Genomic DNA, 21845 nt, shown 5'->3' with positions numbered 1-21845 from the left:
AGGAAATGGAGATGAGCGGTCATGGAGCCGGGCCGGCGGCGCCCATAGCGTCGGCCATGTCGATATTCCTCCGCTGACTTGGGAAATCTCCATGAAGATCAATGACTCTGTCGTTCTCGTGACCGGTGCGAACCGTGGGATCGGCGCCCGGCTCGTCGATGAGCTCCTGCGTCGCGGAGCCGCCAAGGTGTACGCCGCCGCGCGGCGCCCGGAGTCACTCGGCGTTCACGACGATCGCGTCGTCCCGGTCGAGCTGGACATCACCGACGACGTTCAGATCGCCGCCGCCGCGAAGCTCGCCGGGGACGTGGACCTCCTGGTCAACAATGCCGGAGTGCTGGGGTTCGGCGGGATCCTGGACATCGGCCTGGACGTGCTCGAACGTGACCTGGCCGTCAACTATCTCGGCACGCTGAAGACCACCCGGGCCTTCGTCCCGGTGATCGAGGGCAACGGCGGCGGGGCCATCGTCAACGTGCTCACCATCATCGCGCTGGCGCCGATGCGGGCGATGGCGGGTTACTGCGCGTCCAAGGCCGCCGCCGACTCCATGACGCGGGCGCTGCGAGCCGAGGTGACCGGGCGGGGCATCGCCGTCCACGGCGTCTATCCGGCAGGGGTGGACACCGAGATGCTCGCCGGGGTGGTCGGCCCCAAGGCGGATCCCGCCGAGGTGGCCCGGCTGATTCTCGACGGGGTCGAGGCCGGAGCCGAGGACATCACTCCCGACCCGGTCTCCCAGGCCGCGTGGGCGACCTGGGCCGCCGAGCCCAAGGCGCTGGAGCGGCAGCTCGCGGAGGTGTGAGCGGACCCTGATCATTCTCGGGACACCTCGCCGGGCACTCGCCGAGACCGCTCGGCGAGGCAGCCCCGGTCCGCGGAAAGATCCGGGTGGTGTCCCACTCTCCACAGTGGTCAGGCCAGGGACGGCGTCGCGGTTGATGTCCGGTCAGTCACAACAATGGGGAATTTCCCCATGCGTAACTATCTGTCACTACGATTTCCGCCTGTGAACGACAGGCAACACCCCACCGGCACCGCTGTGTTCGTTGATCAGACGGGCAGACGCAGACAACTTCTGAAGATCACCGGGATCGTCGTCGGCACGTTGGTGCTCGTGTCGGTGGTCACCGTGGTCGGCGGGTTGTTCACCGGCACGCCGCTGTCGGTGGTCGGCTGGCCCGGCGACACTCCCTCGCGGCCGGTCCCCGCCACCACCACGACCAGACCCTCGAAGTCGGCGAAGCCCACTCCGACCGTGGAGGCCACCACGGTTCCCGCCCGGCAGAGCCCGGCGCCGGAGGCCCGCCGTACACCTCGGCCGACGACGTCCTCCTCGTTCCAGGTGTCGCCCTCGCCCGCGCGCCCGCGGAAGCCGAGCGCGTCGCCGACCAAGGCCCCTTCGGCCACCCCCGCGCCGTCGCAGAGGCCGACGGGGTCCGAGCCGTCCTCCGAGCCGACCTCCGAACTGACCCAGCCGCCGGGTCTGGGCAAGACCCCGCCCGGCCATGATCCGAACAAGAAGCCGGGGCCGAAGAATTGAGCCCGCAGGAAGTCCCCGGGACACGGGTGTGGCCGCCGGCTCCGGCGGCGGGGGAGACGGGACCCGGCACCGCAGGCACCGCCACCCTCACCGACCTGACGCTGCCCCTTCCCGAGCAGCCCGGGGGCGGAGAGAACCGCCCGGTCATCTGGCGTCGCCGGCGCCAGGCCGACCCGCGAGGGCACTGGTTCCTGGTCGCGGTCGGTCTCGTGCTGATGGCCGGGGCGCTGGTGCTCAACGGGTACGCCACCAACGTGGTGGGAGAGACGCACGCCGTCCCGGCCCCGGCCGACCCGCCCTCCGCCGAGCTCGACCGCGTACGGCGCGGCGGCCCGGTGCTCAACCTCACCGGTGACAAGCCGGACAGCGCCCGCCTCCCGGCCCGAACGGTGGCACTCACCTTCGACGACGGCCCGGACCCGCGCTGGACCCCCCAGCTGCTCGACGTGCTCGCCAGGCACGGAGCCAAGGCGACGTTCTTCACCGTCGGCACGCGGATCGCCGAGAACCCCGAGCTGACCCGGCGGATCATCGCCGAGGGGCACGAGATCGGCAACCACACCTACGCCCACGCCGATCTCTCCGCCGTGCCGGACTGGCGGCTACGGCTGGAGCTGTCACTGACCCAGAAGGCGCTGGCCGGCGTGGCGGGCGTGCACACGCGCCTGGTGCGCCCGCCGTACTCCTCCTCGCCGGCGGCCGTCACCGGTCCCCAACTGCGGGCGCTGCACACCATGGCGAAGGAGGGCTATCTCGTCGCGCTCACCGATCTGGACACCAAGGACTGGGCCAGGCCCGGCATCGAGCAGATCGTCCGAGGCGCTCTTCCCCGCGGGGGCAGAGGCGCGGTGATCATGATGCACGACTCCGGGGGCGACCGCGGTCAGACGGTCGCCGCGGTGGACCGGCTGCTCACCCAGCTCGCCGGCCAGAAGTATCGGGCGACGACGCTCACCTCCGCGCTCGGCATGCCCTCGGCGCACACTCCGGCCGGAGGGCTGGACCGCTTCGTCGGCACCGGGCTGAGCCTCGCCCAGCGTGGAGCGAGCGGCTTCACCGTGGTGATGTCATGGGTCCTGGCCGCCGCCGGAGTGCTCACCCTGCTGCGGCTCGTCTTCTTCCTCGTCCTGGCCTGGGTGCACGCCCAGCGCGTGCGGGGCGGTAAGAGGCGTGCCGGGCGCGCTCCGGCCTGGCCCGCGCCGCCCGCCGTCACCGTGATCGTCCCGGCCTACAACGAGGAAGCCGGAATCGAGGCCACCGTACGCTCGCTGGTGAACACCGACTACCCCGGTGCGCTGGAGGTGATCGTCGTGGACGACGGCTCCTCCGACGGCACCGCCGCCATCGCCGCCTCTCTCGGCCTGCCCGGGGTGCGGGTGATCCGCCAGGAGAACGGCGGCAAGCCCGCCGCGCTCAACACGGGCATCGCCCACGCCTCGCACGACATCCTGATCATGGTGGACGGCGACACCGTCTTCGAGCCCGCCACCATCGGGCACCTGGTCCGGCCGCTCGCCGATCCGGCCGTGGGCGCGGTCAGCGGCAACACCAAGGTCGGCAACCGGCGCGGCATGATCGGCCGCTGGCAGCACATCGAGTACGTCATCGGTTTCAACCTCGACCGCCGGGCCTTCGACCTGCTGGGCTGCATGCCCACCGTGCCGGGGGCGATCGGGGCCTTCCGGCGCTCGGCGCTCCAGGCGCTCGGTGGGGTCAGCATCGACACCCTGGCCGAGGACACCGACCTGACCATGGCGATGTGCCGGGACGGCTGGCGGGTGGTCTACGAGGAGAACGCGCTGGCCTGGACCGAGGCGCCCACCTCGCTCAGGCAGCTGTGGCGCCAGCGTTACCGGTGGTGCTACGGCACGCTGCAGGCGATGTGGAAGCATCGCCGCGCGATCGTGGAGCCGGGCCCGTTCGGCCGCCGCTGCCTGGGGTACCTGACGCTCTTCCAGGTGCTGCTGCCACTGCTCGCTCCCGTCGTGGACATCATGGCCGTCTACAGCGTGGCGGTGGGAGATCCGCTGCCGGTGGTGGCCGTCTGGGCGGGGTTCGTGCTGATCCAGGCGTTCACCGGCTGGTACGCGCTGCGGCTGGACCGCGAGCGGGCTTCGGTGCTGTGGGTCCTGCCGTTGCAGCAGTTCGTCTACCGGCAGCTGATGTATCTGGTGGTGATCCAGTCGGTGGCGACCGCCGTGCTCGGGGTGCGCCTGCGCTGGCAGACGATCCGCCGGGAGGGCACTTTCGCGGCTTGAGGCGGTCTTCCGGGGCCGTCCGGCTGAAGCAGGGGCCGACGCCATCCGTGTCGGCCCCGGCTTCACCGGGCGAAGCGCGCCGCCACCTGCTCTTCGGCGGACGCCCTTGAAGGGCCATCGGCCCTTACCTCGTCGGCCGCCGGGCACCCGTACCCGCGCCCGGGGCCGGATCCACGCCCGCACCCGTGCCCGCACCCGCACCCGTGCCCGTGCCCGTGCCCGCGTCCGCGCCCGTGCCCACGGTCGGGGCTGGAGCCGGAGCCGGGGCTGTCTCCGGTGAGAGCAGCCGGTCGGCGAGTACGGCCAGGCAGAGCGCCCAGCCGCTCCAGGCCAGGTAGCCGACGAAGTTGACCAGATCCGCGCCGGGCAGCTCCAGCGGCACCAGCAGCCCGGCCAGGATGGCCAGTGCCGCGCCGGTGCCCAGTGCCCTGAACCAGAGCGGCGGCGCGGGCAGGGCCGCCAGGAGCAGGAGGGTCCAGGCGGCGGTGAACAGGTAGCCGAGAGTTTCGCCGACTCCGGTGCCGAGATAGCCGTGCAGGACGGCGAAGACGGTCTCGGCCGTCGCCCGATCGCTCGCGTGGGCCAGCGCGGGCACCGCGAACGGCCAGCGGATCAGGCCGATGATCTGGACCAGCCCGGCCAGCACCCCGGCCTGCGTCGCCAGCGCGGCGACCGGCCGGTCCGGCAGGCGGCGGCCGAGCAGCACCGCGACCGGGATCAGCGAGCCGGCGCCGAGCGCCAGCAGCAGGAACCAGGCGGAGACGGCCGTCTGGTTGGCGGCGAACCTGGCCAGGATCATCGCGGGCGGTTCGGCGAGCACGTCCGGATAGCCGAAGACGGCGCCCAGGCCGATGAAGGCCGCGTTGGCCGCGATCACACCCAGGGCGAGGATCGATCTCATGGGACTCCTTAACTCTGAACGGTGTTTAATATTAAACACCGTTCAGAGTTCTTTGGGAAGACTAGAGTTTCCCCCGTGAAGAGAGGACCTCAGCGCTCGGTCGATCCGCGAGCCGTGCTGGATGCGGCGCTAGAGCTGGTCGACGGCGGAGGGCTGACCATGCGGGCGCTGGCCGCGCGGGTGGGCCTGACCCCCGGTGCGCTTTACACCTACTTCCCCGACCGGGCCGCCATCATGAACGCGCTGGCCGACCGGCTGCTCGCCGAGGCCGACCTGGGTGTGCTGGAGGACCGCGCCAGGCCGCCGCACCAGCGGATCGAAGACTTCGCGCTGACGCTGCGCGAGGTACTGCTGCGCCACCCGGCGGCGGTGCCCGTGATCCTCGGCGCCGCCTACAGCGGGCCGGTCGCGCTGCGGGTCGGTGAGAGCATGCTCGGCGTGCTGCCGGACCCGCGCGCCTGCTACGCCGTGATGGTCTACGTGCTGGGCGCCATCGCCCTGGAGGCGGCCGAGCTGGTGGACTCCGGGGGCAAGGACGGCAAGGACGGCAAGGACGGCAAGGACGGCAAGGACGGCAAGGAAAGCAAGGAAAGCAAGGACAGCAAGAGCGGCAAGGACGGCAAGAGCGCGGAGGCACGGGGGGCCCTCCCCTCCGAGGCCGAGCGGATCGCCGTGCGCAGGGCGGCTCTCGTCGTCGATCCCGAGGCCTTCCCCCGAACCCATGCCGCGGCCGACGCCATCGCCGCCTACATCTCGACCGACCAGTTCCGCTGGGGACTGCGCCGCCTCCTGGCGGGTCTGTAGCGGTCGCCGACGCGACACTGCGCGAAGCGGACGCGTCCCCCTGTCGCATTGCGTCGCGTGTACTTCGTGGCAGCCTCGTTTGCCCTCTGACAGGCACACGAGATTCGTGTTAGTGCGCCATCAGAGTGCTGTCAGCGGCGATGGCCATTGTCCGTGTGCAACGCCAGATGCACGAGGCCGCCGAATCCGCGACCTCGGCATCACGCCCGAAGAAAACGCGAAAGGGGAAATGAGATGTCGCACGAGACGCTGCCCGAACTGGTCGACGCCCGTATCAAGCAGGTGCGATCGAAGGCAGAGCAGGCCATGACCGCGGCAAGCCAAGCCTGCGAGCAGGCGGCTCTCAGGGGGGCTGAGGCCGAGCGCGGCGCTGCCCTCGCCAAGCAGGTTGACACCAAAGCGTTGGTCGAGCAGATGCGAGCCGGCGCGTTCGCGCAGGGGCAGGCGCTCGCCGATGACCTCACCGCCAAGGCGGATGCGATCAAGGCCTGGGCCGCCGGCGCCGGGTACTAGTGGGCCGTCCACCGGCGATCAGTGAGCAGGTGCGCGAGCGCATCCGCCTCATCGCCAAGACGGTCCCCGCCGAGTGGGGCATCACCGGGCACTCCACGTGGAGCCTGCGCACCCCGGCGGGCACCGCATCACCCGAGGGGTGGTGGCGGCGATCGCGCTGGCACCAGTGGAGATCCTCGGCCGCCGTGGACGTCGCCCGGACGGCCGTTGACCGCCTGCTGGATCCACAGGCCGACTGGCGCTGGTCGTGGTGCCAGATGGCCGGAGGGGTAGGCCTTGTCGTGATCTCCTACGTGGTCGGCTGGTAGTCGTAATATGCCAGGAACATGTCCACGCCGGTGTTGATGAGGGCGTCGGTCGTCGCCGGGGGCAGGGTTACGCCGTAGGCGCTGTGGATCAGGTGCGGGTACAGCACGAGGGCGTAGAACTGGATGATGGCGAGGTCGACGTCGGGTATCTCCAGTCGGCCTTCGGCGTTGAGCTTGCGGAACGTGTCGCTCAGTGCGGGCTTGGCGCGGTCGGGCCCGTGAAGCTGCCAGGCTCGGCCCAGTTCGGGGAAGCGGCGGACCTCGTTCACCACCAGGTGGCGTAGCGAGAGCACGTCCGGTTGGATCATGCCCTTCACCCAGGATCGTGCGGTCCAGGCCAGGGCGGTGCGCAGGTCGTCTGTGCTGCTGAGCCGTGTGGTGGTGCCCTCGACCGCCGCGCCGAGCGCGTCTTCGAGCGCGTCCCCGATGACCTCCAGGAACAGTGTTTCCTTGTTGCCGAAGTGGTTGTAAACCGTCACCTTGGACACGCCGGCCTCGGCGGCGATCGTGTCCATGCCGACGGTGAAGCCGTCGCGCACGAAGGCCGCCCGTGCGGCCCGAATGATCGCCAGCCGCTTGCGGGCGGCCCGCTCGCCTGTCGGCACCCGTGATTCCATGCTGCCCCTCCCGGTCGATGTCAGCCTAGCAAATCACTGAACTGCACAGTTGAGTTCATGTGTACAGGTCTGTACAGTTCGACTTGCGGCGATGCCCGATCTGGGCAGAGAGTCGCATTTCCACTGTTCAACGGCCCTCGTAGCGCGGGGCCGCTGCCGACCATCCTCGATTCGGCTCGAGGAAGGAGGGGACCATGACTGAAACCGACACCGGTCTCCACGGCATCGACGTCACAGCACTCGTCGGGGCCGCAGAGCCGCCTTCCCCGGTTGGTTTCACCCGGTCGTCATCACGCGCTTCGTCCTGACGACCACAGGATCCCCGCTCACGCTTCCTGCGGGTGCCGCCCGGCCCGCACCATCAACAAGCCGTTCGGCCCGGTATCACGATGAGCCCGATCCGAACGGCTCCAGGTGAAACTGGAAGGTCATTTTGATGCGAATTATTCTGCTTGGTCCTGTTGAGGCTTTTGCCGACGACGCCACACCGATGGAGATCAGCGGTGTCCGGCTGCGGATGTTGCTGGCCAGGCTCGCCCTTGAGGCGGGTCGTCCGGTCTCCGCCGACTCGCTGATCGATGACCTGTGGGGCGAGGAAGCGCCGTCGGGAGCCACCAGTGCGTTGCAGGGGTTGGTGTCCCGGCTGCGCAAGGCGCTGGCCGGGGCGGCGACGTTGGACCTGGTGGCGGGGGGCTACCGGCTGTCGGTGCGCGCCGAGGATGTGGACGTGCATCGGTTCGAGGAACTGGCCGGGCAGGGGCGGCGCGAGCTGGCGGCGGGCCGGCCCAAGGAGGCGGCTGCGATGCTGGGCGCCGCGTTGGGGCTGTGGCGGGGCGCGGCACTGGCCGACGTATTGGAGGCACCGTTCGCCCGCCCGACCGCCACGAAGCTGGACAACGTGCGGGCCGCGGCCGCCGAGGACCGCTTCGAGGCGGAACTGCGGCTGGGCCGGCACGCCGAGGTGCTGGCCGACCTGAGTACGGCCGGCGCCGCACATCCGCTGAGCGAGCGGCTGGCCGAGCTGCGGATGCGGGCGCTGGCGGCGGCCGGACGTCAGTCCGACGCGCTGGCGGTGTACGAGGAGATCCGCGGCAGGCTGGGCGAGGAGCTGGGGGTCGACCCCTCGGCCGAGTTGCAGCAGGTTCACCTGGCGCTGCTGCGCGGGGAACTGGAACGGTCCTCTCCACAGGCCGAGCAGGCCGCGCCGAGCCGGCTGCCGGCGCGGCTGACCAGTTTCGTCGGCCGCGAATCCGAGCTGGACCAGCTCGCCGAGCTGATGGCCGCTTCTCGGCTGGTCACCATCGTGGGACCGGGCGGCGCGGGTAAGACCAGGCTGTCGTTGGAGGCGGCGATCCGGGATCGGGCTTACCCGCGGGGCCGGGTGTGGCTCGTGCCACTGGCCGGAGTGAGTGCACCGGACCAGCTGGCCGACGCGGTACTCGGGGCGCTCAGCGCCAGCGACGGTCGTCTGTATGACGGCAGTCAGCAGGCCGCACCGGTGGATCGGATGGCCGAACTGCTCGACGTCGGTGATGCGGTGCTGCTGCTGGACAACTGCGAGCATCTGGTCGAGGCGGCCGCAGAGCTGGCCGATCAGCTGCTGGAGCGGCTGCCGCAGCTGAGGATCCTGGCCACCAGCAGGGAACCGCTGGCGATCACCGGGGAGGCGTTGTGCCATCTCGGCCCGCTCGAGGTGCCCCAAGGATCACCGGATCCCACCGAGGCGGCCGAGGCGGCCGCGGTGCGACTGTTCGTCGACCGGGCCGCCGGTGTCCGGCCGGGCTTCGCGCTCGACGACTCCACGGTGGACGCCGTGGTGGAGATCTGCTGGCGGCTGGACGGGATGCCGCTGGCCCTGGAACTGGCCGCGGCCCGGCTTCGCTCGATGAGCGTGGAGCAGATCGCGCGGCGGCTGGACGACCGGTTCCGGCTGCTGACCTCGGGCAGCAGGATCGCGCTGCCGCGCCAGCGCACACTGCTGGCGGTGGTGGAGTGGAGCTGGGACCTGCTGGACGAGCCCGAGCGGGTGCTGGCGCGCCGGTTGTCGGCCTTCCCCGGCGGGGCGACGCTGGCCGCGCTGGAGGCGGTCTGCGCGGACGGGTCGCTGCCGGCCGAGGACGTGTTGTATGTGCTCGGCTCCCTGGTCGAGAAGTCCATCGTCCAGCAGGCCGATGACCGGTATCGGATGCTGGAGACGATCCGCGCGTACGCGGCCTCCCGGCTCGCCGCGTCCGGGGACGACGTCTCCACGGGGTTCGCGGACTACTTCCTCGCGTTGGCCGAGGAGCACGAACCGCTGCTGCGCACTCGTGCGCAGTTGGAGGCGATCGCGCTGTTCGACGCCGAGCACGACAACATGGTCTTCGCGCTGCGGGCGGTCCTGAACGCCGGGGACGCGCTCAGGGCGTCCCGGTTCGCCAGGGCGATGTTCTGGTACTGGGGCATCAGAGGGATGAGCACCCAGTTCCAGACATACCTGACCGAGGTGCTCGCGTTCGGCGATGCTCTGCCCGACCAGGCCCGCGCCGCCTTCCGCGTGGTGCGACTCGCCGCGGCCAAGTCGGCCTCCCCGGCCGAACCCGCGGACGTCGACCCCGCGGGAGCGATGGAGTTCCATCCTGCGCTGCCGTTGCTGCGCATGTCGCAGCTGGCGGGCAACCTTGAGGAAGGGCCGCTCCAGCAGGCGTTGAACTCGCCCGACCCTTGGGTGCGGGCCAGCGCGCACTGGGCGCAGGACTTCGTTCTCACCGAACAGGGCGACCTGCAGACCGGCGTCCACTCACGGCGGGAGGCGTTGCGCGGATTCGAGGAGGTGGGCGACCGCTGGGGGCTGGTGATGAGCCTGCTCCCCCTCGGCCGGGATCATTCCCTGCGAGGTGAGTACGGCCAAGCCATCGCCGCCTTCGAGCGGGCGGTCGCGATCGCCTCCGAGCTCGGCACCGAGGAGCACCTGTATTACACCAAGGCCGCCCTCGCGGCGGTGCGGAGGCGCAGCGGCGACTTTGACGGAGCTCTGCGGGACATCCTGGCCGCACAACGCCAGGCCAGGGAGCGGGGCCACCGGCGCCTGGAGACCGACATGCTGGGCTACCTCTCCGGCGTGCACCGCTGCTCCGGCGACATCGAGCAGGCCGACCAGGTCCTGGATCGGATGGAAGCACTCGTCCACCGCCTGCCGTACCCCGAGGAGATGGCCAGGGACCTGGTCTCGGGCTACCGGATGGCCAACCGGCTCGCGGAGGGAGCGCCCGAGCAGGCACGGGAGCTCCTGCCCCGGGCCGTGCGCGGCTTGTTCGCCTACGGCAACGCCAACGGCGTGGCCTGGGCCGCGGAACTGCTGGCCAGGCTGCTCGAGCTGGAGGAGGACCCGGTCGGCGCCGCCCACGCGCTGGGGATGAGCCATGTGATCCGCGGGGCGTTCTACCACGGCGACCCGGACCTGCGTGAGCTCGCCGCCAGGCTCACCGAGCGACTCGGCGAGGACGGCTATCGCGAGGCCTATCGCCGGGGCGCGGAGCTGCCGAGGCAGGACGCGCTGAACCGGCTGGCCGAGATATCCGGCCAGCCGGTGGGCTCGTGAGCGCGACTCAGGCCGCGTTCTTGGGTGAAGCGAGGCTCCGCCGCGTTCTCTCGGGGCGTGTGCCTCAGGCCGCGTTCTTGCGGTAGGCGCGCATGGCCAGCGGGAAGAACACCGCGACCACGCCGACCATCCAGGCCAGGCTGCCGAGCAGCGGTCCGGCGACCGGACCGCCGTTCAGCAGGCCGCGCACCGTGTCGGCCATCAGGCTGACGGGGTTGATCTCGGACCAGACCTGCAGCCAGCCCGGCATGGTCTGGGAGGGGACGAACACGTTGCTGGCGAAGGTGAGCGGGAGGACCAGGATCGTCATCAGGCCCTGGACCGAGCCGGGCGTCTTGACCAGCATGCCGACGTAGACCGACATCCAGGAGAAGCTGAGCGCGAAGCCGACCAGCAGCGCGAGCGCGGCCAGGGCGGCCACCGGACCGGTTCCGATCCGGTAGCCCATGACCGTCGCGAGCGTCACCAGCACCGCCAGGCTGACGACATAGCGGACGAAGTCTGCCAGTACGGCGCCGACCAGCGGCGCGGACCGGGCGATCGGCATGCTGCGGAACCGGTCGAACACGCCCGTGCTCGCATCGGCGTTCAGGGAGACGCCGATGCCGATGCTGGCCTGGAAGACCGTCATCACCATGATCCCCGGCGTGACCATCTGCAAGTAGCCGTCGACGTCCCCGCCGGCGATGGCGCCTCCGAACAGATAGACGAACATCAGCAGGAACACGACCGGAGTCAGGATGACGTCCGTGAGCTGAGCCGGAGACTTGCCGATCTTGATGATGCCGCGCCGGGCCAGGGCCAGCCCGTGCCGGAAGGCCTTGGCCGGGCCGACGCGTAGCGGGGACGGCTGCCTGTGGGTGGTGGTCGGGACAGTACGGGGGATGGTGGTGGTGCTCATGCCACGTTCCTCTCGGCAACGATGTCCTGCTTGGCCTGTGCGGCGGGCCGTCCGGTCAGCGCCAGGAAGACCTCATCCAGGCTGGGCAGGCGCAAGCCCAGTTCATCGGCGGCGATACCGGCCCCGTCCAGCCTTCGCACCAGCGCGGACACCAGCATCGGGTCGGCGGCCGGTACGGTCAGCAGGCCGGTGTTCACATCACGGGCCGGGGTGAGGCCGGTCAGCTCGAACAGGATCCGGCCCACCTCGTCCAGATCGGCGGGAAGGGTCGGGCGTACGTGCAGGATCTGGCCGCCGACTCTCCGCTTCAACTCTCCGGGCCTGCCTTCGGCGACCACGCGGCCGTGGTCGATCACTGTGATCCGGTCGGCCAGTTGGTCGGCCTCCTCCAGGTACTGCGTGGTGAGCAGGACCGTGGAGCCGTCGGCCACCAGCCGCCGGACCACCTCCCACATCTCGTTGCGGGTATGCGGGTCGAGCCCGGTGGTCGGTTCGTCCAGATACAGCACCTGCGGCCTGCCGACCAGGCTGGCGGCCAGGTCGAGCCTGCGGCGCATGCCCCCGGAGAAGGTGCTGATCGGGCGCGTGGCGGCGTCGGTGAGCTCGAACCGCTCCAGCAGTTCGGCGGCTCGCGCCTTGGCGTCCCGCTTCGACAGGTCGAGCAGACGGCCCAGCAGCACCAGGTTCTCGGTGCCGGACAGGGTCTCGTCCACCGAGGCGTACTGTCCGGTGATCCCGATCAGGCCGCGGACCCGCACCGGGTCCCTCACCACGTCATGGCCCCCCACCGTGGCCCGGCCCCCGTCGGGCCGCAGCAGGGTCGCCAGGATCCGCACGGTGGTGGTCTTGCCCGCGCCGTTCGGGCCGAGCACACCGACCACCTTGCCCGCAGGCACCTCCAGGTCGACGCCGTTCAGCGCGACCATGTCCCCGTACCGCTTGACCAGCCCCTCGGCCCGGATCGCGTACGACACCGTGTTCCTCCCGCCCTCGCCGTTCTCGATGACGACAACGATGCCGACCACCGCTAACAGCACGCAGATCGCACGCTGACAGTGCCTCACAACGGCTGTCAGCCCGGATCAGCGGCGATCATCCGTGGAGGTCCGATGCTCGGGTCGGAACCACCGCTCGCTCGGCTCTGCGTTGACAAAACTAATACGGTCGTCCATATTGAATTCATGGCAAGAGCTTCCAACAAAGAGCAGATCCTTCGCGAAGGACTCGAAGTAGTACGAAAGCGAGGGTTCAACGCGGCCGGGGTCCGTGACATCACCGCCGCCGCGGGGGTGCCGCAGGGATCCTTCTCCAACCACTTCGCCTCGAAGGAGGCGTTCGGACTGGAGATCCTCGACCGCTACTTCACGGACGTGGGCTCCGTGATCGACGCGACGCTGCGCAACGGCGAACTGCCGCCGCTGGACCGGCTGCGGGCATACTTCGACGCCATCGGCGACCGCTTCGAGGGGCGTGGCTGGCACGACGGATGCCTGATCGGCAACCTGAGCCTGGAGACGGTCGAGCAGAGCGATGCCCTGCGCACGCGCCTCGCGGAGGTCTTCGCCCAGTGGCGCAAGCCGTTCGCCGACTGCCTCGACGAGGCCGCCGCGGCCGGGCAGATCCGCCTCGTCCTGCCCTCGCTCGACCTCGCCGACTTCCTGCTCGCCTCATGGCAGGGCGCGATCCTGCGAATGAAGATCGAGCGCAGCGCGGAACCGCTGGAGCGGTGCAAGACGGTCATCTTCTCGACCGTCCTGGCCTGAGACCCGGACCCGCATCCCCCGGGGCAGCCCTGCCCCTCCGAACAACCTGAGGAGATCCCCGCCATGACGCACACCGACGTCCAGCCGTCCCCCGCGATTTCGGCCTCGGACCCGCACCCGCGTAAGCGGATCGCCGTGTCCGGCACGGAGATGAGCTACGTCGACACCGGCACCGGAGACCCGATCGTCTTCCTGCACGGCAACCCCACCTCGTCCTACCTGTGGCGCAACGTCATCCCGCACGTCGCCGACCTCGGCCGCTGTCTCGCCCCCGACCTCGTGGGGATGGGCGCCTCGGGTGCGGCGCCGGACGGGGCCTACCGGTTCGCCGACCACGCGCGCCGCCTCGACGAGTGGTTCGACGCCCTGGACCTCGACCGCGACGTCACCCTCGTCCTGCACGACTGGGGCTCGGCCCTCGGTTTCCACTGGGCCGAGCGGCACCGCGAGCGGGTCAAGGCGATCGCCTACATGGAGGCCATCGTCCAGCCCCGGCGCTGGACCGACTTCCCTCCCGGCAGGGACACGCTCTTCCGCGCGATGCGCTCTCCCGAAGGGGAACGGCTCATCCTGGAGGAGAACTTCTTCATCGAGACCGTCCTGCCCAAGAGCGTGCTCCGCCCGCTGAGCGACGCCGAGATGGACGTCTACCGGGCCCCGTTCCCCACCCGCGAGTCCCGGATGCCGACCCTGCTGTTCCCCCGTGAGCTACCGATCGACGGCACCCCCGAGGACGTCGCCGAGATCGTCGAGACCTACGGGCAGTGGCTCGCCGGAAGCCCGCTGCCCAAGCTCCTCATCTCCGCCGAACCCGGCGCCCTGCTGGTGGGCCGCGCCCTGGAGTTCGCGCGCACCTGGCCCAACCAGCACGAGGTCACCGTGGCAGGCAGCCACTACATCCAGGAGGACTCACCGCACGAGATCGGCGCGGCCCTGCGCGACTTCGTGCTCGGCCTTTGAACCGGCCTGTGAGGCCGGCCGGTCAGGAACCCGGCGCGGTCCGGTGGTCGACCAGCATGGCGATCCACACGGTCAGCAGGCAGGCGAGGGTGGTCATCGGCGCGATGCCGAGGCGGTCGGGATCGGGTGAGAGCGCCGAGAGCCCGAGCGACACCGCGATCGCGCCGACGAGTAGAACCGTCCAGCCGTGCAGGATACGGCGGGCTCGCGACTTGGCGCGGCCGGCCTCCTGGATCGGCGTCACAAGCGCGAGCGTGGCGACCCCGGCGGCGCCGACCTCGGGTTGACCGAGAACGACGCCGAGCACCAGGATCACCAGGCCGGCTCCGAGCGTCCCGGCGCAGACCCGTGCCGCTTGGAGGGCGTCCCGGCGCAGCAGCAGCCGGTGGTAGGAATCGCGGGACAGCCGGAGCGTCAGCAGCGCGTCGGCCACCCAGAGCATCCAGAACCCCACCAAGATCACCAGGAAGAGAAGGAACCGGAAGGCGAGCGGAAGCCGCACCCTCCGCTTTCCGAACCCCTTGAGCCCCCGGAACAGCACCCGGTAGATCGGGTTGCGGTGCTTGAGCGCCTCCACGAGCAGCTCACCGGCCTGATCCATGTTCGGTTCGAGCCGGAGCGTCTCGCGAAAGGCCTGTACGGCGGTCGCGGGGTCGCCGGTGGCCAGCGCGGCGTAGCCGTACGCCAGGTGGGCGAGCGGTTCCTCGGGGCCGAGCCGTACGGCCTGCGCGGCGTTGACCAGCGCGTCGGGGGCTCCGGCGATCTCCGACAGGGCGAGGGAGAGCAGGCTGGCCAGGTCGCTGTCGTTCGGGTCGAGGGTCAGCCCCTGCCGGGCGGCCTGCGCGGCCGGCCACCACTCGTTGCGGGCGAAGTGGGCGCGGGCGAGCTGCTCCCACGGCCCGGGAACGCTCGGGTCGCACGCGATCGCGGCCGAGGCCGCCCGTATGGCCTCGGCGTTCCGGCCCGCCTTGCGCAGCGCCCAGGCGGCGGCGTAGTGGGGGAGCCAGTGGTCGGGGGCCAGGCGTACGGCCTCGTTGGCCTCGGCGATGGCCTCGGCCTCGTCGTCGAGGACCGTGGCGAGCAGCGCGTGCGCCATCGTGTGCTCGGGGGAGCGGGCCAGCACACCGCGCAGTTCCCGCTCGGCTGCGTCGGGGCGTCGCAGCTGTATCAGCGTGCGGGCCCGCGCGACGGCCGCGTCCAGCTCGGCGTCCGAATCCGGGATGCTCATCGCAGGTCGCGCAGCCACGGCAGGAGCTCGTCCCAGACACCGCTCTCGTTGGAGTGCAGCACGTAGTTTCGGGCGGTGCCCAGCCACTCCCGCACGGCGGTCGGCCTGATCGTCTGCGCGGCCGTCATCAGATCCCAGGTGCCCAGCGGGACCGGGCGGCCCGCGCGGATCGACTCGTGCAGCTTGGCCTCGACGGCCCGGTCCACCAGTCCCTTGAGATCGGCGCCAACGAACCCCTCGGTGGCCTTCGCCACCTGCGCGAAGTCCACCTCGCCCAGCGGCTTGTCCCGGCACAGGAGGAACAGGATCGCCGCTCGCGCCGTGGCGTCCGGCGGAGGGACGAACACCAGCTGGTCGAATCGGCCGGGACGGCGGAAAGCCACGTCGACGTACCAGGGCGCGTTGGTGGCGGCCAGCACCAGCACACCCTCATTGGCGTGCTGGTCCACCCCGTCCAGCTCGGCGAGGAACTGGTTGACGATCTGGCGGCTGTGCGCCTGGCGCATGTCGGAACGGCGGGCGGCCAGCGCGTCGACCTCGTCGAAGAACAGGATGCACGGCCGGTTGCGACGGGCCAGATCGAACGTCGCCCGCAGGTTGCGCTCGCTGGAGCCGGTCCACATGTCCAGGATGTCGGCCAGGCCCACGTTGATGAACGCCGCGCCCAGCTCCCCGGCCGTCGCCCGCGCCAGGTGCGTCTTGCCCGATCCCGGCGGGCCGTACAGCAGCATCCCGCCGCCGGAGCGCTTGCCGAACGCCTTGAACAGCTCCGGCTGCTGGATCGGAAGGAGCAGCTTCATCCGCAGCGCCTCCTTGACCGAGTCCATCCCCGCGACGTCGGCGAAGGTCGTCCTGGCCCGCTCGACCTCGGCGGTCGGTTCGGCGGACGCGGGACCGTGCCCCCAGCCACCGGCGGGTTGCGGCGGGGCGGCCGGTCCGGGGTAGGCGGGTCCCGGGGTGCCACCGCCTGATGGGGTGGCGGGTCCCGGGTAGGCGGCGGGTCCGGGGTAGTAGGTGGGTCCCGGGGCGCCACCGCCTGGAGGGGTGGCCGGTCCGGGGTAGGCGGGTTCCGGGGCGCTACCGGTGAGCCGGGCGGCCAGTTCGGGGTCGGCGAGAGCGGGATCGCGGACGATCGCGTCGCGATAGTGCCGGGCGGCGGCCTGCAGGTCACCGTCACCGAGCAGTGCCCTGGCGGCGATCACCGACGCCTTCGGCGGGTATCCAGGGGTGGCCAAAATCCTGTCCAGCGCGGCCATCGCCGCGCCGTTCTTGCCCTGCCGGACGAACGTCTCGGCCAGGCCGATGCCGGTTCCCGGGTCGCCGGGGGCGAGCAGCAGCGTCGCCTGGTACTCCGCCTCGGCCTCGGCCAGGCGCCCGGCCGCCAGCAGCAGGTCCGCCAGATGCCGTCGCAGCGGGAGGTTGTCAGGCGAAAGGCGAGCCGCCTCGCGCAGCGCATTGAGCGCAGCCTCGTCAACCATGGGTAGGCCCCTTTCTACCGCCGGACAGATCGCCGGATAAGGCTACAGAAAATGGCATCCCGGCCTGATCTCTCGCGCCGCCCTCCTCAGAGGAGCTGTGTCCGTAGCCTCGTGACCAGCTCGTCGTCGACGCCGAGCCGACTGGCGGCGTAGCCGCGCACGGAGCCGTACCCGGTGGTCAGATCGGCCAGGAAAAGCCGCATGACCTCGGCCGGAGCCCGGCCGTACGCGGGCCACCGCGGCGACCGCCCGTCATGGTCGGCCCGCCAGTCGGCGACCAGCCGGTCTGCCGCCAGATCGGTGAGGGCGAAGTCGGCGACGATCTCCTCTTCCGACACACCGAGCAGAGACAGGACGAGCGCGGCCAGCAATCCGGTGCGGTCCTTGCCCGAAGCGCAGTGGAACACGACCGGGGCACTGCTGTCAGCGGCGATGACCTCCAGCGCCTGCTGGAGCTCCTTGGCCCCATCAAAGGCGACCTCGGCGTACCGGTCGGCGAGAAACCGCCCGGGCTCGACGCTCGGGTCGAGCTCCGCCTGCCGGTAGGGCCGATGCTCGACGCTGAGGTTGTGGTAGACCAGCCCGTCGCTCTCGGGTACCCGGCCTTTGGCGTCGATCTCCCAGGGATAACGCAGGTCGATCACGGTGCGCACGCCGAGCGCGAGGAATCGGTCCAAGTCCTCACCCCGGAGCTTGGAGAGCGAATCGGACCGGTACAGCCGGCCCCACCGCACCGTGCGGCCGTCGTCGGTGAGGTAGCCGCCCAAGTCACGAAAATTGTGCACACGGGTGAACTCGATATGTCTTGTCACGAGGGCAACTCTACGATCATGGTCTTGGTGGAGGGGATCTTGCTGCCTGCGGCCGTGCTTCTCGCCCCCGGCCGTTCTTCGTGACCGGCATCTTTACACATTCACTCCCGCGAATCATCGCCTGTAATTCTTTTTCCGTATACGTACGGATATCAATACGGATGTTCATCGTCCAGTTATGGATCTAGCGTCACGGGACAGGTCTGTTCACATTCATACGGTCATCGCGGGGAGATCGGCGCGCTCTCCGGAAGCGGAGACATCTGGATGCGAACCGGCCGCGGTCGGTAGCCCGGGAAATACCCACCGCGCTCGCGCAGAGTAAGGAGCACAATGCAGCGACCTCCCGCCTTCCCTCCCTAATCCCACTGCGCCGGTGGTGACATCGGCACCGTCGACCGTGACCGCAACGGCAGCTCGAATGTGAGCATCCGGTCACGGTGCGCGCTTTTCGCCCCGGCTGGAAAAGCCATGCCGAGCCGGTGGCCGAGGGCGCTCCTCGCCATGGGAACCATTTCTGCCGGACGACGAGGCGGCTTTTCCGGGCCCATTTTCCGCCCTCTTCCGGTGAACTCCGCCATTCATTTCTCCCATCACCCCCCAATTCCCGCTGTGCCCGCTTCCGGGTGATCCTCGGTGGCGCGGCCGCCGCCGCTCGCGCACATGGCGAAACGCGGCGTGGGAGACCAATGAAAGGAACACGTGTGAGACGCAGAGCTGTACTCGCGGCGGCCTTGGGTTTGGCCGTCGTGACCGCGGTGGCGCCTTCCTCGCCCGCGATCGCGAAACCTCCGCCCGGATCCGCGGGCTACGACAAACCTCCCGCTGACCCGTCCGCGCTGGTCGCGGCCGCCGCCGACCAGGCTGTCGCGAGCGGTCTGGATGATCTGCGGAAAAGCCCGGACGAGACGTACCGGCGCGCCGCGGTGACCGCGGGTGCCGGAGGCATGTACTACGTCGCCTACGAGCGCACCTACAAGGGACTGCCCGTGGTGGGCGGCGACGCGGTCGTGGTCACCGACGCCGCCGGGAACGTACGCGACACCGCGGCGGCGACGACCGGTATCACCCAGAACGTCTCGACCTCGCCGACGGTGACCGCCGACGCCGCCCGCACGAAGGCGAAGACCCGGCTGTCCCGGGTCGACGACAGCGCGGATCCGCGCCTGGTGGTCCTGGCCTGGGGTGAGAAGCCACGCCTCGCATGGGAGGCGCTGGTCTCCGGCATCGCCAACGGCAAGCCGAGCAAGCAGCACGTGTTCGTCGACGCGCGCACCGGAAAAATCGCCGACTCCTACGACGAGGTCCGGGCGGGCACCGGGAACGGCTTCTACTACGGCCAGGTCACCATCAACACGAGCGGCTCCGGCAGCTCGTTCTCGATGGCCGACCCGACCCGTAACGGCCTCCGCTGCGGCGGGCAGAACGGCGCCACGTTCACCGGCCCCGACGACGCATGGGGAAACGGCTCCGGGACGAACCTGGAGACCGCCTGCGTGGACGCGCTCTACTCGGTCCAGAAGGAATGGGACATGCTGCGCGACTGGCTCGGTCGCAACGGCATCAACGGCAGCGGCGGCGGCTTCCCGGCCAGGGTCGGGCTCAACGACGTCAACGCCTACTGGGACGGCAGCATCACCAACTTCGGCCACTCCCAGGACAACCAGCGCCAGGCCACGCCGATCGACGTGGTGGGACACGAGTTCGGCCACGCCATCTTCCAGACCACGCCCGGCGGCGCCGGTTCCGGCAACGAGAACGGCGGCATCAACGAGTCCACCGGTGACATCTTCGGCGCGCTCACCGAGGCCTACGCCAACAACCCGAACGACCCGCCGGACTACGAGGTCGGCGAAGAGGTGAACCTCGTCGGCGACGGCCCGATCCGGTTCATGTACGACCCGTCCCGCGTGGGCGACCCCAACTGCTGGTCCACCTCGATCCCGAACACCGAGGTGCACGCCGCGGCCGGTCCGCTCAACCACTGGTTCTACCTGCTGTCTGAGGGTTCCTCGCCGGGCGGAGGCAAGCCGAACAGCCCGATCTGCAGCGGCGGCCCCTCCTCGGTGTCCGGCCTCGGCGTCCAGAAGGCCGGCCGGATCTTCATGGGCGCGCTGATGCGCAAGACCTCGTCCTGGCGGTACGCCAACGTCCGGTCGGCGTCGCTGGCGGCGGCCGTGGAACTGTACGGCGCGGGCAGCGTCGAGTGCGCCACCACCAAGGCGGCCTGGAACGCGATCAGCGTACCGGTGCAGTCCGGCGAGCCGACCTGCGCCGCGACGGGCAACGACTTCTCCGTGACGCTGAACCCCACTGCGGGCACGGTGCAGCCCGGCCAGCAGGCCACCTCGACCGTCGGCACGCAGACCACCTCGGGCAGCGCGCAGACGATCACCTTCACGGCCTCCGGCCTGCCGTCCGGCGCCACCGCGAGCTTCAACCCGTCCTCGGTGACCTCGGGCAACTCCTCCACCCTGACCATCAGCACCGCCGGGTCGACGCCGGCCGGGACCTACACCGTCACGGTGACCGGCTCCGCCACCTCCGGCACGCACACGGCGGCATACACCCTGACGGTCGGCGGCGGACCCAACCCGGGTGACCCGCCGAACATCAACGTCGACAACGTCAAGGCTCACCTGCAGCAGCTGCAGAGCATCGCTACCGCCAACGGCGGCACCCGCAGGTCCACGGGCGCCGGTTACACCGGGTCGGTGTCGTACATCGAGCAGCGGCTCACCGCCGCCGGTTACACCGTGGTGCGGCAGCCCTGCACCTCGGGCTGCACCAGCGGGGCCGGGCCGAACCTGATCGCCGACTGGCCGGGAGGCGACACCAACCAGGTCGTCATGGCCGGTGCCCACCTGGACAGCGTCTCGGCCGGTCCGGGCATCAACGACAACGGCTCGGGCTCGTCGGCGCTGCTGGAGGTCGCGCTGACGCTGGCGGCGAGGAACCCGACGATGGCCCGGCACGTACGGTTCGGCTGGTGGACCGACGAGGAGCAGGGCCTCAACGGCTCGCGGTTCTACGTCAACTCGCTCAGCTCCACCGAACGAAGCAGGATCACGGTCTACCACAACTACGACATGGTGGGCTCGCCCAACGGCGGCTACTTCATCAACAACATCACCACCGCGGCGGCCACGCATCTCAAGGCCTTCTACGACAGCCTGAACCTCCAGCCTGAGGAGAACACCGAGGGCGCCAACCGGTCCGACGACGCGTCGTTCCGCAACGCGGGCATCGCCACCTCGGGTGTGGCGGCCGGCGCCAGCGCCACCAAGACCTCGGCACAGGCCGCCAAGTGGGGCGGTACGGCAGGCCAGGCATATGACTCCTGCTACCACCGGGCATGCGACACCACGAGCAACATCAACGACACCGTCCTGGACCGCGCCGCCGACGCCTCGGCGTACGCGATCTGGAGACTCGCGGTAGGCACGCCCACAAGCCGGGACTTCTCCATCTCCACGAACCCGACGTCGGGGACGGTCCAGGCGGGCCAGTCGGCGACCTCCACGGTCGCCACCGCCACCACGGCGGGCACCGCGCAGAGGGTCAACCTGTCCGCGTCGGGTCTGCCCAGCGGCGCCACGGCCGGGTTCAACCCGTCCTCGGTGACCTCGGGCGGCTCGTCCACGCTGACCATCGCCACCACGGCCTCGACACCGGCCGGCACCTACCAGGTGACGATCACCGGCACCGGCGAAACCGCCACCCACACCGCGGTGTACACGTTGACCGTGCAGGGCACCTCGCCCAACCGCACGTTCCGCAACGACACCAACTACACCATCAACGACTTCGACACGATCCAGAGCCCGATCAACTCCACCGCGACGGGCCCGGCGGTATCGCCCGTCAAGCTGACGGTCACGATCAACCACACCTGCGCCGAGGACCTGGAGATCTGGCTCCGCGGCCCGAACGGCCAGTGGTACTTCCTCGACAGCAGCGGCGGATCCACCTGCACGTCGTACGGCACGCGGACCTACACGGTCCCGGTCACCCAGCAAGCAGCCGGCCAGTGGCTGCTGGAAGTCACCGACAACTACTCCATCGACACCGGCTACCTCGACTGGTGGAGCATCACCGTCTGAGCACGAGCCAGGCCCCGTCCCTGAAGGACAGGCCTGAACGCTAGACGCCCCCGGGACCGCTTGACCGCGGCCCCGG

At 70.2% G+C, this 21845-nt stretch carries 17 protein-coding genes; 9 read left to right on the top strand and 8 right to left on the bottom strand.

The window, feature by feature from the left end:
* Positions 1 to 91: 91 nt before the first annotated feature.
* A complete protein-coding gene (locus ACFY2X_RS25040; RefSeq protein ID WP_389941694.1) occupies positions 92 to 805 on the top strand; it encodes an SDR family oxidoreductase in 714 nt (237 codons plus the stop codon).
* Between the two features lie 248 nt (positions 806 to 1053).
* On the opposite strand, the gene ACFY2X_RS25035 is transcribed toward ACFY2X_RS25040, so the two are convergent.
* Positions 1054 to 1494, bottom strand: coding sequence for a hypothetical protein (locus ACFY2X_RS25035; protein ID WP_389941691.1), 441 nt, complete (start codon positions 1492 to 1494; stop codon positions 1054 to 1056).
* A gap of 45 nt (positions 1495 to 1539) precedes the next feature.
* Between ACFY2X_RS25035 and ACFY2X_RS25030 the strand changes: the two genes are divergently transcribed.
* Complete coding sequence (locus ACFY2X_RS25030; RefSeq protein ID WP_389941688.1) at positions 1540 to 3801, top strand: bifunctional polysaccharide deacetylase/glycosyltransferase family 2 protein; 2262 nt, start codon at positions 1540 to 1542, stop codon at positions 3799 to 3801.
* Between the two features lie 124 nt (positions 3802 to 3925).
* On the opposite strand, the gene ACFY2X_RS25025 is transcribed toward ACFY2X_RS25030, so the two are convergent.
* Complete coding sequence (locus tag ACFY2X_RS25025; RefSeq protein ID WP_389941685.1) at positions 3926 to 4702, bottom strand: DUF4386 family protein; 777 nt, start codon at positions 4700 to 4702, stop codon at positions 3926 to 3928.
* A 75-nt stretch (positions 4703 to 4777) separates the two neighbouring features.
* Here ACFY2X_RS25025 and ACFY2X_RS25020 point away from each other — a divergent pair, with 75 nt between their 5' ends.
* The 3 genes from ACFY2X_RS25020 (at position 4778) to ACFY2X_RS25010 (ending at position 6327) form a co-directional block, all read left to right on the top strand.
* The gene (locus tag ACFY2X_RS25020) at positions 4778 to 5506 is read left to right on the top strand and encodes a TetR/AcrR family transcriptional regulator (protein ID WP_389941682.1); all 729 of its coding nucleotides are present in this window, start codon (positions 4778 to 4780) and stop codon (positions 5504 to 5506) included.
* A 234-nt stretch (positions 5507 to 5740) separates the two neighbouring features.
* A complete protein-coding gene (locus tag ACFY2X_RS25015) occupies positions 5741 to 6019 on the top strand; it encodes a hypothetical protein (protein WP_389941679.1) in 279 nt (92 codons plus the stop codon).
* Positions 6020 to 6048: 29 nt separating this feature from the next.
* Complete coding sequence (locus ACFY2X_RS25010) at positions 6049 to 6327, top strand: hypothetical protein (protein WP_389941676.1); 279 nt, start codon at positions 6049 to 6051, stop codon at positions 6325 to 6327.
* Here ACFY2X_RS25010 and ACFY2X_RS25005 read toward each other — a convergent pair.
* Positions 6309 to 6944 (bottom strand): TetR/AcrR family transcriptional regulator, encoded by a 636-nt coding sequence (locus ACFY2X_RS25005; RefSeq protein ID WP_389941673.1) that lies wholly within the window; start codon positions 6942 to 6944, stop codon positions 6309 to 6311. The two genes, ACFY2X_RS25010 and ACFY2X_RS25005, sit on opposite strands and share 19 nt — an antisense overlap.
* A gap of 436 nt (positions 6945 to 7380) precedes the next feature.
* Between ACFY2X_RS25005 and ACFY2X_RS25000 the strand changes: the two genes are divergently transcribed.
* Positions 7381 to 10524: a BTAD domain-containing putative transcriptional regulator gene (locus ACFY2X_RS25000; RefSeq protein WP_389941670.1), complete on the top strand. Its 3144-nt coding sequence runs from the start codon at positions 7381 to 7383 to the stop codon at positions 10522 to 10524.
* Between the two features lie 64 nt (positions 10525 to 10588).
* Here ACFY2X_RS25000 and ACFY2X_RS24995 read toward each other — a convergent pair whose 3' ends face one another.
* A complete protein-coding gene (locus tag ACFY2X_RS24995) occupies positions 10589 to 11425 on the bottom strand; it encodes an ABC transporter permease (RefSeq protein WP_389941668.1) in 837 nt (278 codons plus the stop codon).
* Positions 11422 to 12399: an ATP-binding cassette domain-containing protein gene (locus ACFY2X_RS24990; protein WP_389941829.1), complete on the bottom strand. Its 978-nt coding sequence runs from the start codon at positions 12397 to 12399 to the stop codon at positions 11422 to 11424. Before ACFY2X_RS24990 ends, ACFY2X_RS24995 begins: the two co-directional genes overlap by 4 nt.
* 207 nt (positions 12400 to 12606) lie before the next feature.
* Between ACFY2X_RS24990 and ACFY2X_RS24985 the strand changes: the two genes are divergently transcribed.
* Both ACFY2X_RS24985 and ACFY2X_RS24980 read left to right on the top strand, forming a co-directional pair.
* On the top strand, positions 12607 to 13188 hold the full coding sequence (locus ACFY2X_RS24985) for a TetR family transcriptional regulator C-terminal domain-containing protein (protein WP_389941666.1): 582 nt from the start codon (positions 12607 to 12609) through the stop codon (positions 13186 to 13188).
* 63 nt (positions 13189 to 13251) lie between these two features.
* On the top strand, positions 13252 to 14148 hold the full coding sequence (locus tag ACFY2X_RS24980) for a haloalkane dehalogenase (RefSeq protein WP_389941664.1): 897 nt from the start codon (positions 13252 to 13254) through the stop codon (positions 14146 to 14148).
* A 22-nt stretch (positions 14149 to 14170) separates the two neighbouring features.
* Here ACFY2X_RS24980 and ACFY2X_RS24975 read toward each other — a convergent pair whose 3' ends face one another.
* From ACFY2X_RS24975 to ACFY2X_RS24965, 3 genes are all read right to left on the bottom strand, one after another.
* Positions 14171 to 15394 (bottom strand): tetratricopeptide repeat protein, encoded by a 1224-nt coding sequence (locus ACFY2X_RS24975; protein WP_389941661.1) that lies wholly within the window; start codon positions 15392 to 15394, stop codon positions 14171 to 14173.
* Complete coding sequence (locus ACFY2X_RS24970; protein WP_389941658.1) at positions 15373 to 16854, bottom strand: AAA family ATPase; 1482 nt, start codon at positions 16852 to 16854, stop codon at positions 15373 to 15375. Before ACFY2X_RS24970 ends, ACFY2X_RS24975 begins: the two co-directional genes overlap by 22 nt.
* An 86-nt stretch (positions 16855 to 16940) precedes the next feature.
* The gene (locus ACFY2X_RS24965) at positions 16941 to 17666 is read right to left on the bottom strand and encodes a tyrosine-protein phosphatase (RefSeq protein ID WP_389941655.1); all 726 of its coding nucleotides are present in this window, start codon (positions 17664 to 17666) and stop codon (positions 16941 to 16943) included.
* Positions 17667 to 18370: 704 nt separating this feature from the next.
* On the opposite strand from ACFY2X_RS24965, the gene ACFY2X_RS24960 reads away from it, so the two are divergent.
* Complete coding sequence (locus ACFY2X_RS24960) at positions 18371 to 21769, top strand: M28 family peptidase (protein WP_389941652.1); 3399 nt, start codon at positions 18371 to 18373, stop codon at positions 21767 to 21769.
* Positions 21770 to 21845 lie beyond the last annotated feature (76 nt).

Source organism: Streptosporangium sp. NPDC000396 (assembly GCF_042898655.1).
In the GTDB taxonomy this organism is placed as follows: Bacteria; Actinomycetota; Actinomycetes; order Streptosporangiales; family Streptosporangiaceae; genus Streptosporangium.
Note: the sequence above shows the minus strand (reverse complement) of the source record. Positions and strands in the feature narration are given on the sequence as shown.

Coding starts and splice junctions, on each gene's coding strand:
- ACFY2X_RS25040 (WP_389941694.1), top strand. CDS start 92: ATGAAGATCAATGACTCTGTCGTTCTCGTGACCGGTGCGAACCGTGGG.
- ACFY2X_RS25025 (WP_389941685.1), bottom strand. CDS start 4,702: ATGAGATCGATCCTCGCCCTGGGTGTGATCGCGGCCAACGCGGCCTTC.
- ACFY2X_RS25015 (WP_389941679.1), top strand. CDS start 5,741: ATGTCGCACGAGACGCTGCCCGAACTGGTCGACGCCCGTATCAAGCAG.
- ACFY2X_RS25005 (WP_389941673.1), bottom strand. CDS start 6,944: ATGGAATCACGGGTGCCGACAGGCGAGCGGGCCGCCCGCAAGCGGCTG.
- ACFY2X_RS25000 (WP_389941670.1), top strand. CDS start 7,381: ATGCGAATTATTCTGCTTGGTCCTGTTGAGGCTTTTGCCGACGACGCC.
- ACFY2X_RS24995 (WP_389941668.1), bottom strand. CDS start 11,425: ATGAGCACCACCACCATCCCCCGTACTGTCCCGACCACCACCCACAGG.
- ACFY2X_RS24985 (WP_389941666.1), top strand. CDS start 12,607: ATGGCAAGAGCTTCCAACAAAGAGCAGATCCTTCGCGAAGGACTCGAA.
- ACFY2X_RS24980 (WP_389941664.1), top strand. CDS start 13,252: ATGACGCACACCGACGTCCAGCCGTCCCCCGCGATTTCGGCCTCGGAC.
- ACFY2X_RS24970 (WP_389941658.1), bottom strand. CDS start 16,854: ATGGTTGACGAGGCTGCGCTCAATGCGCTGCGCGAGGCGGCTCGCCTT.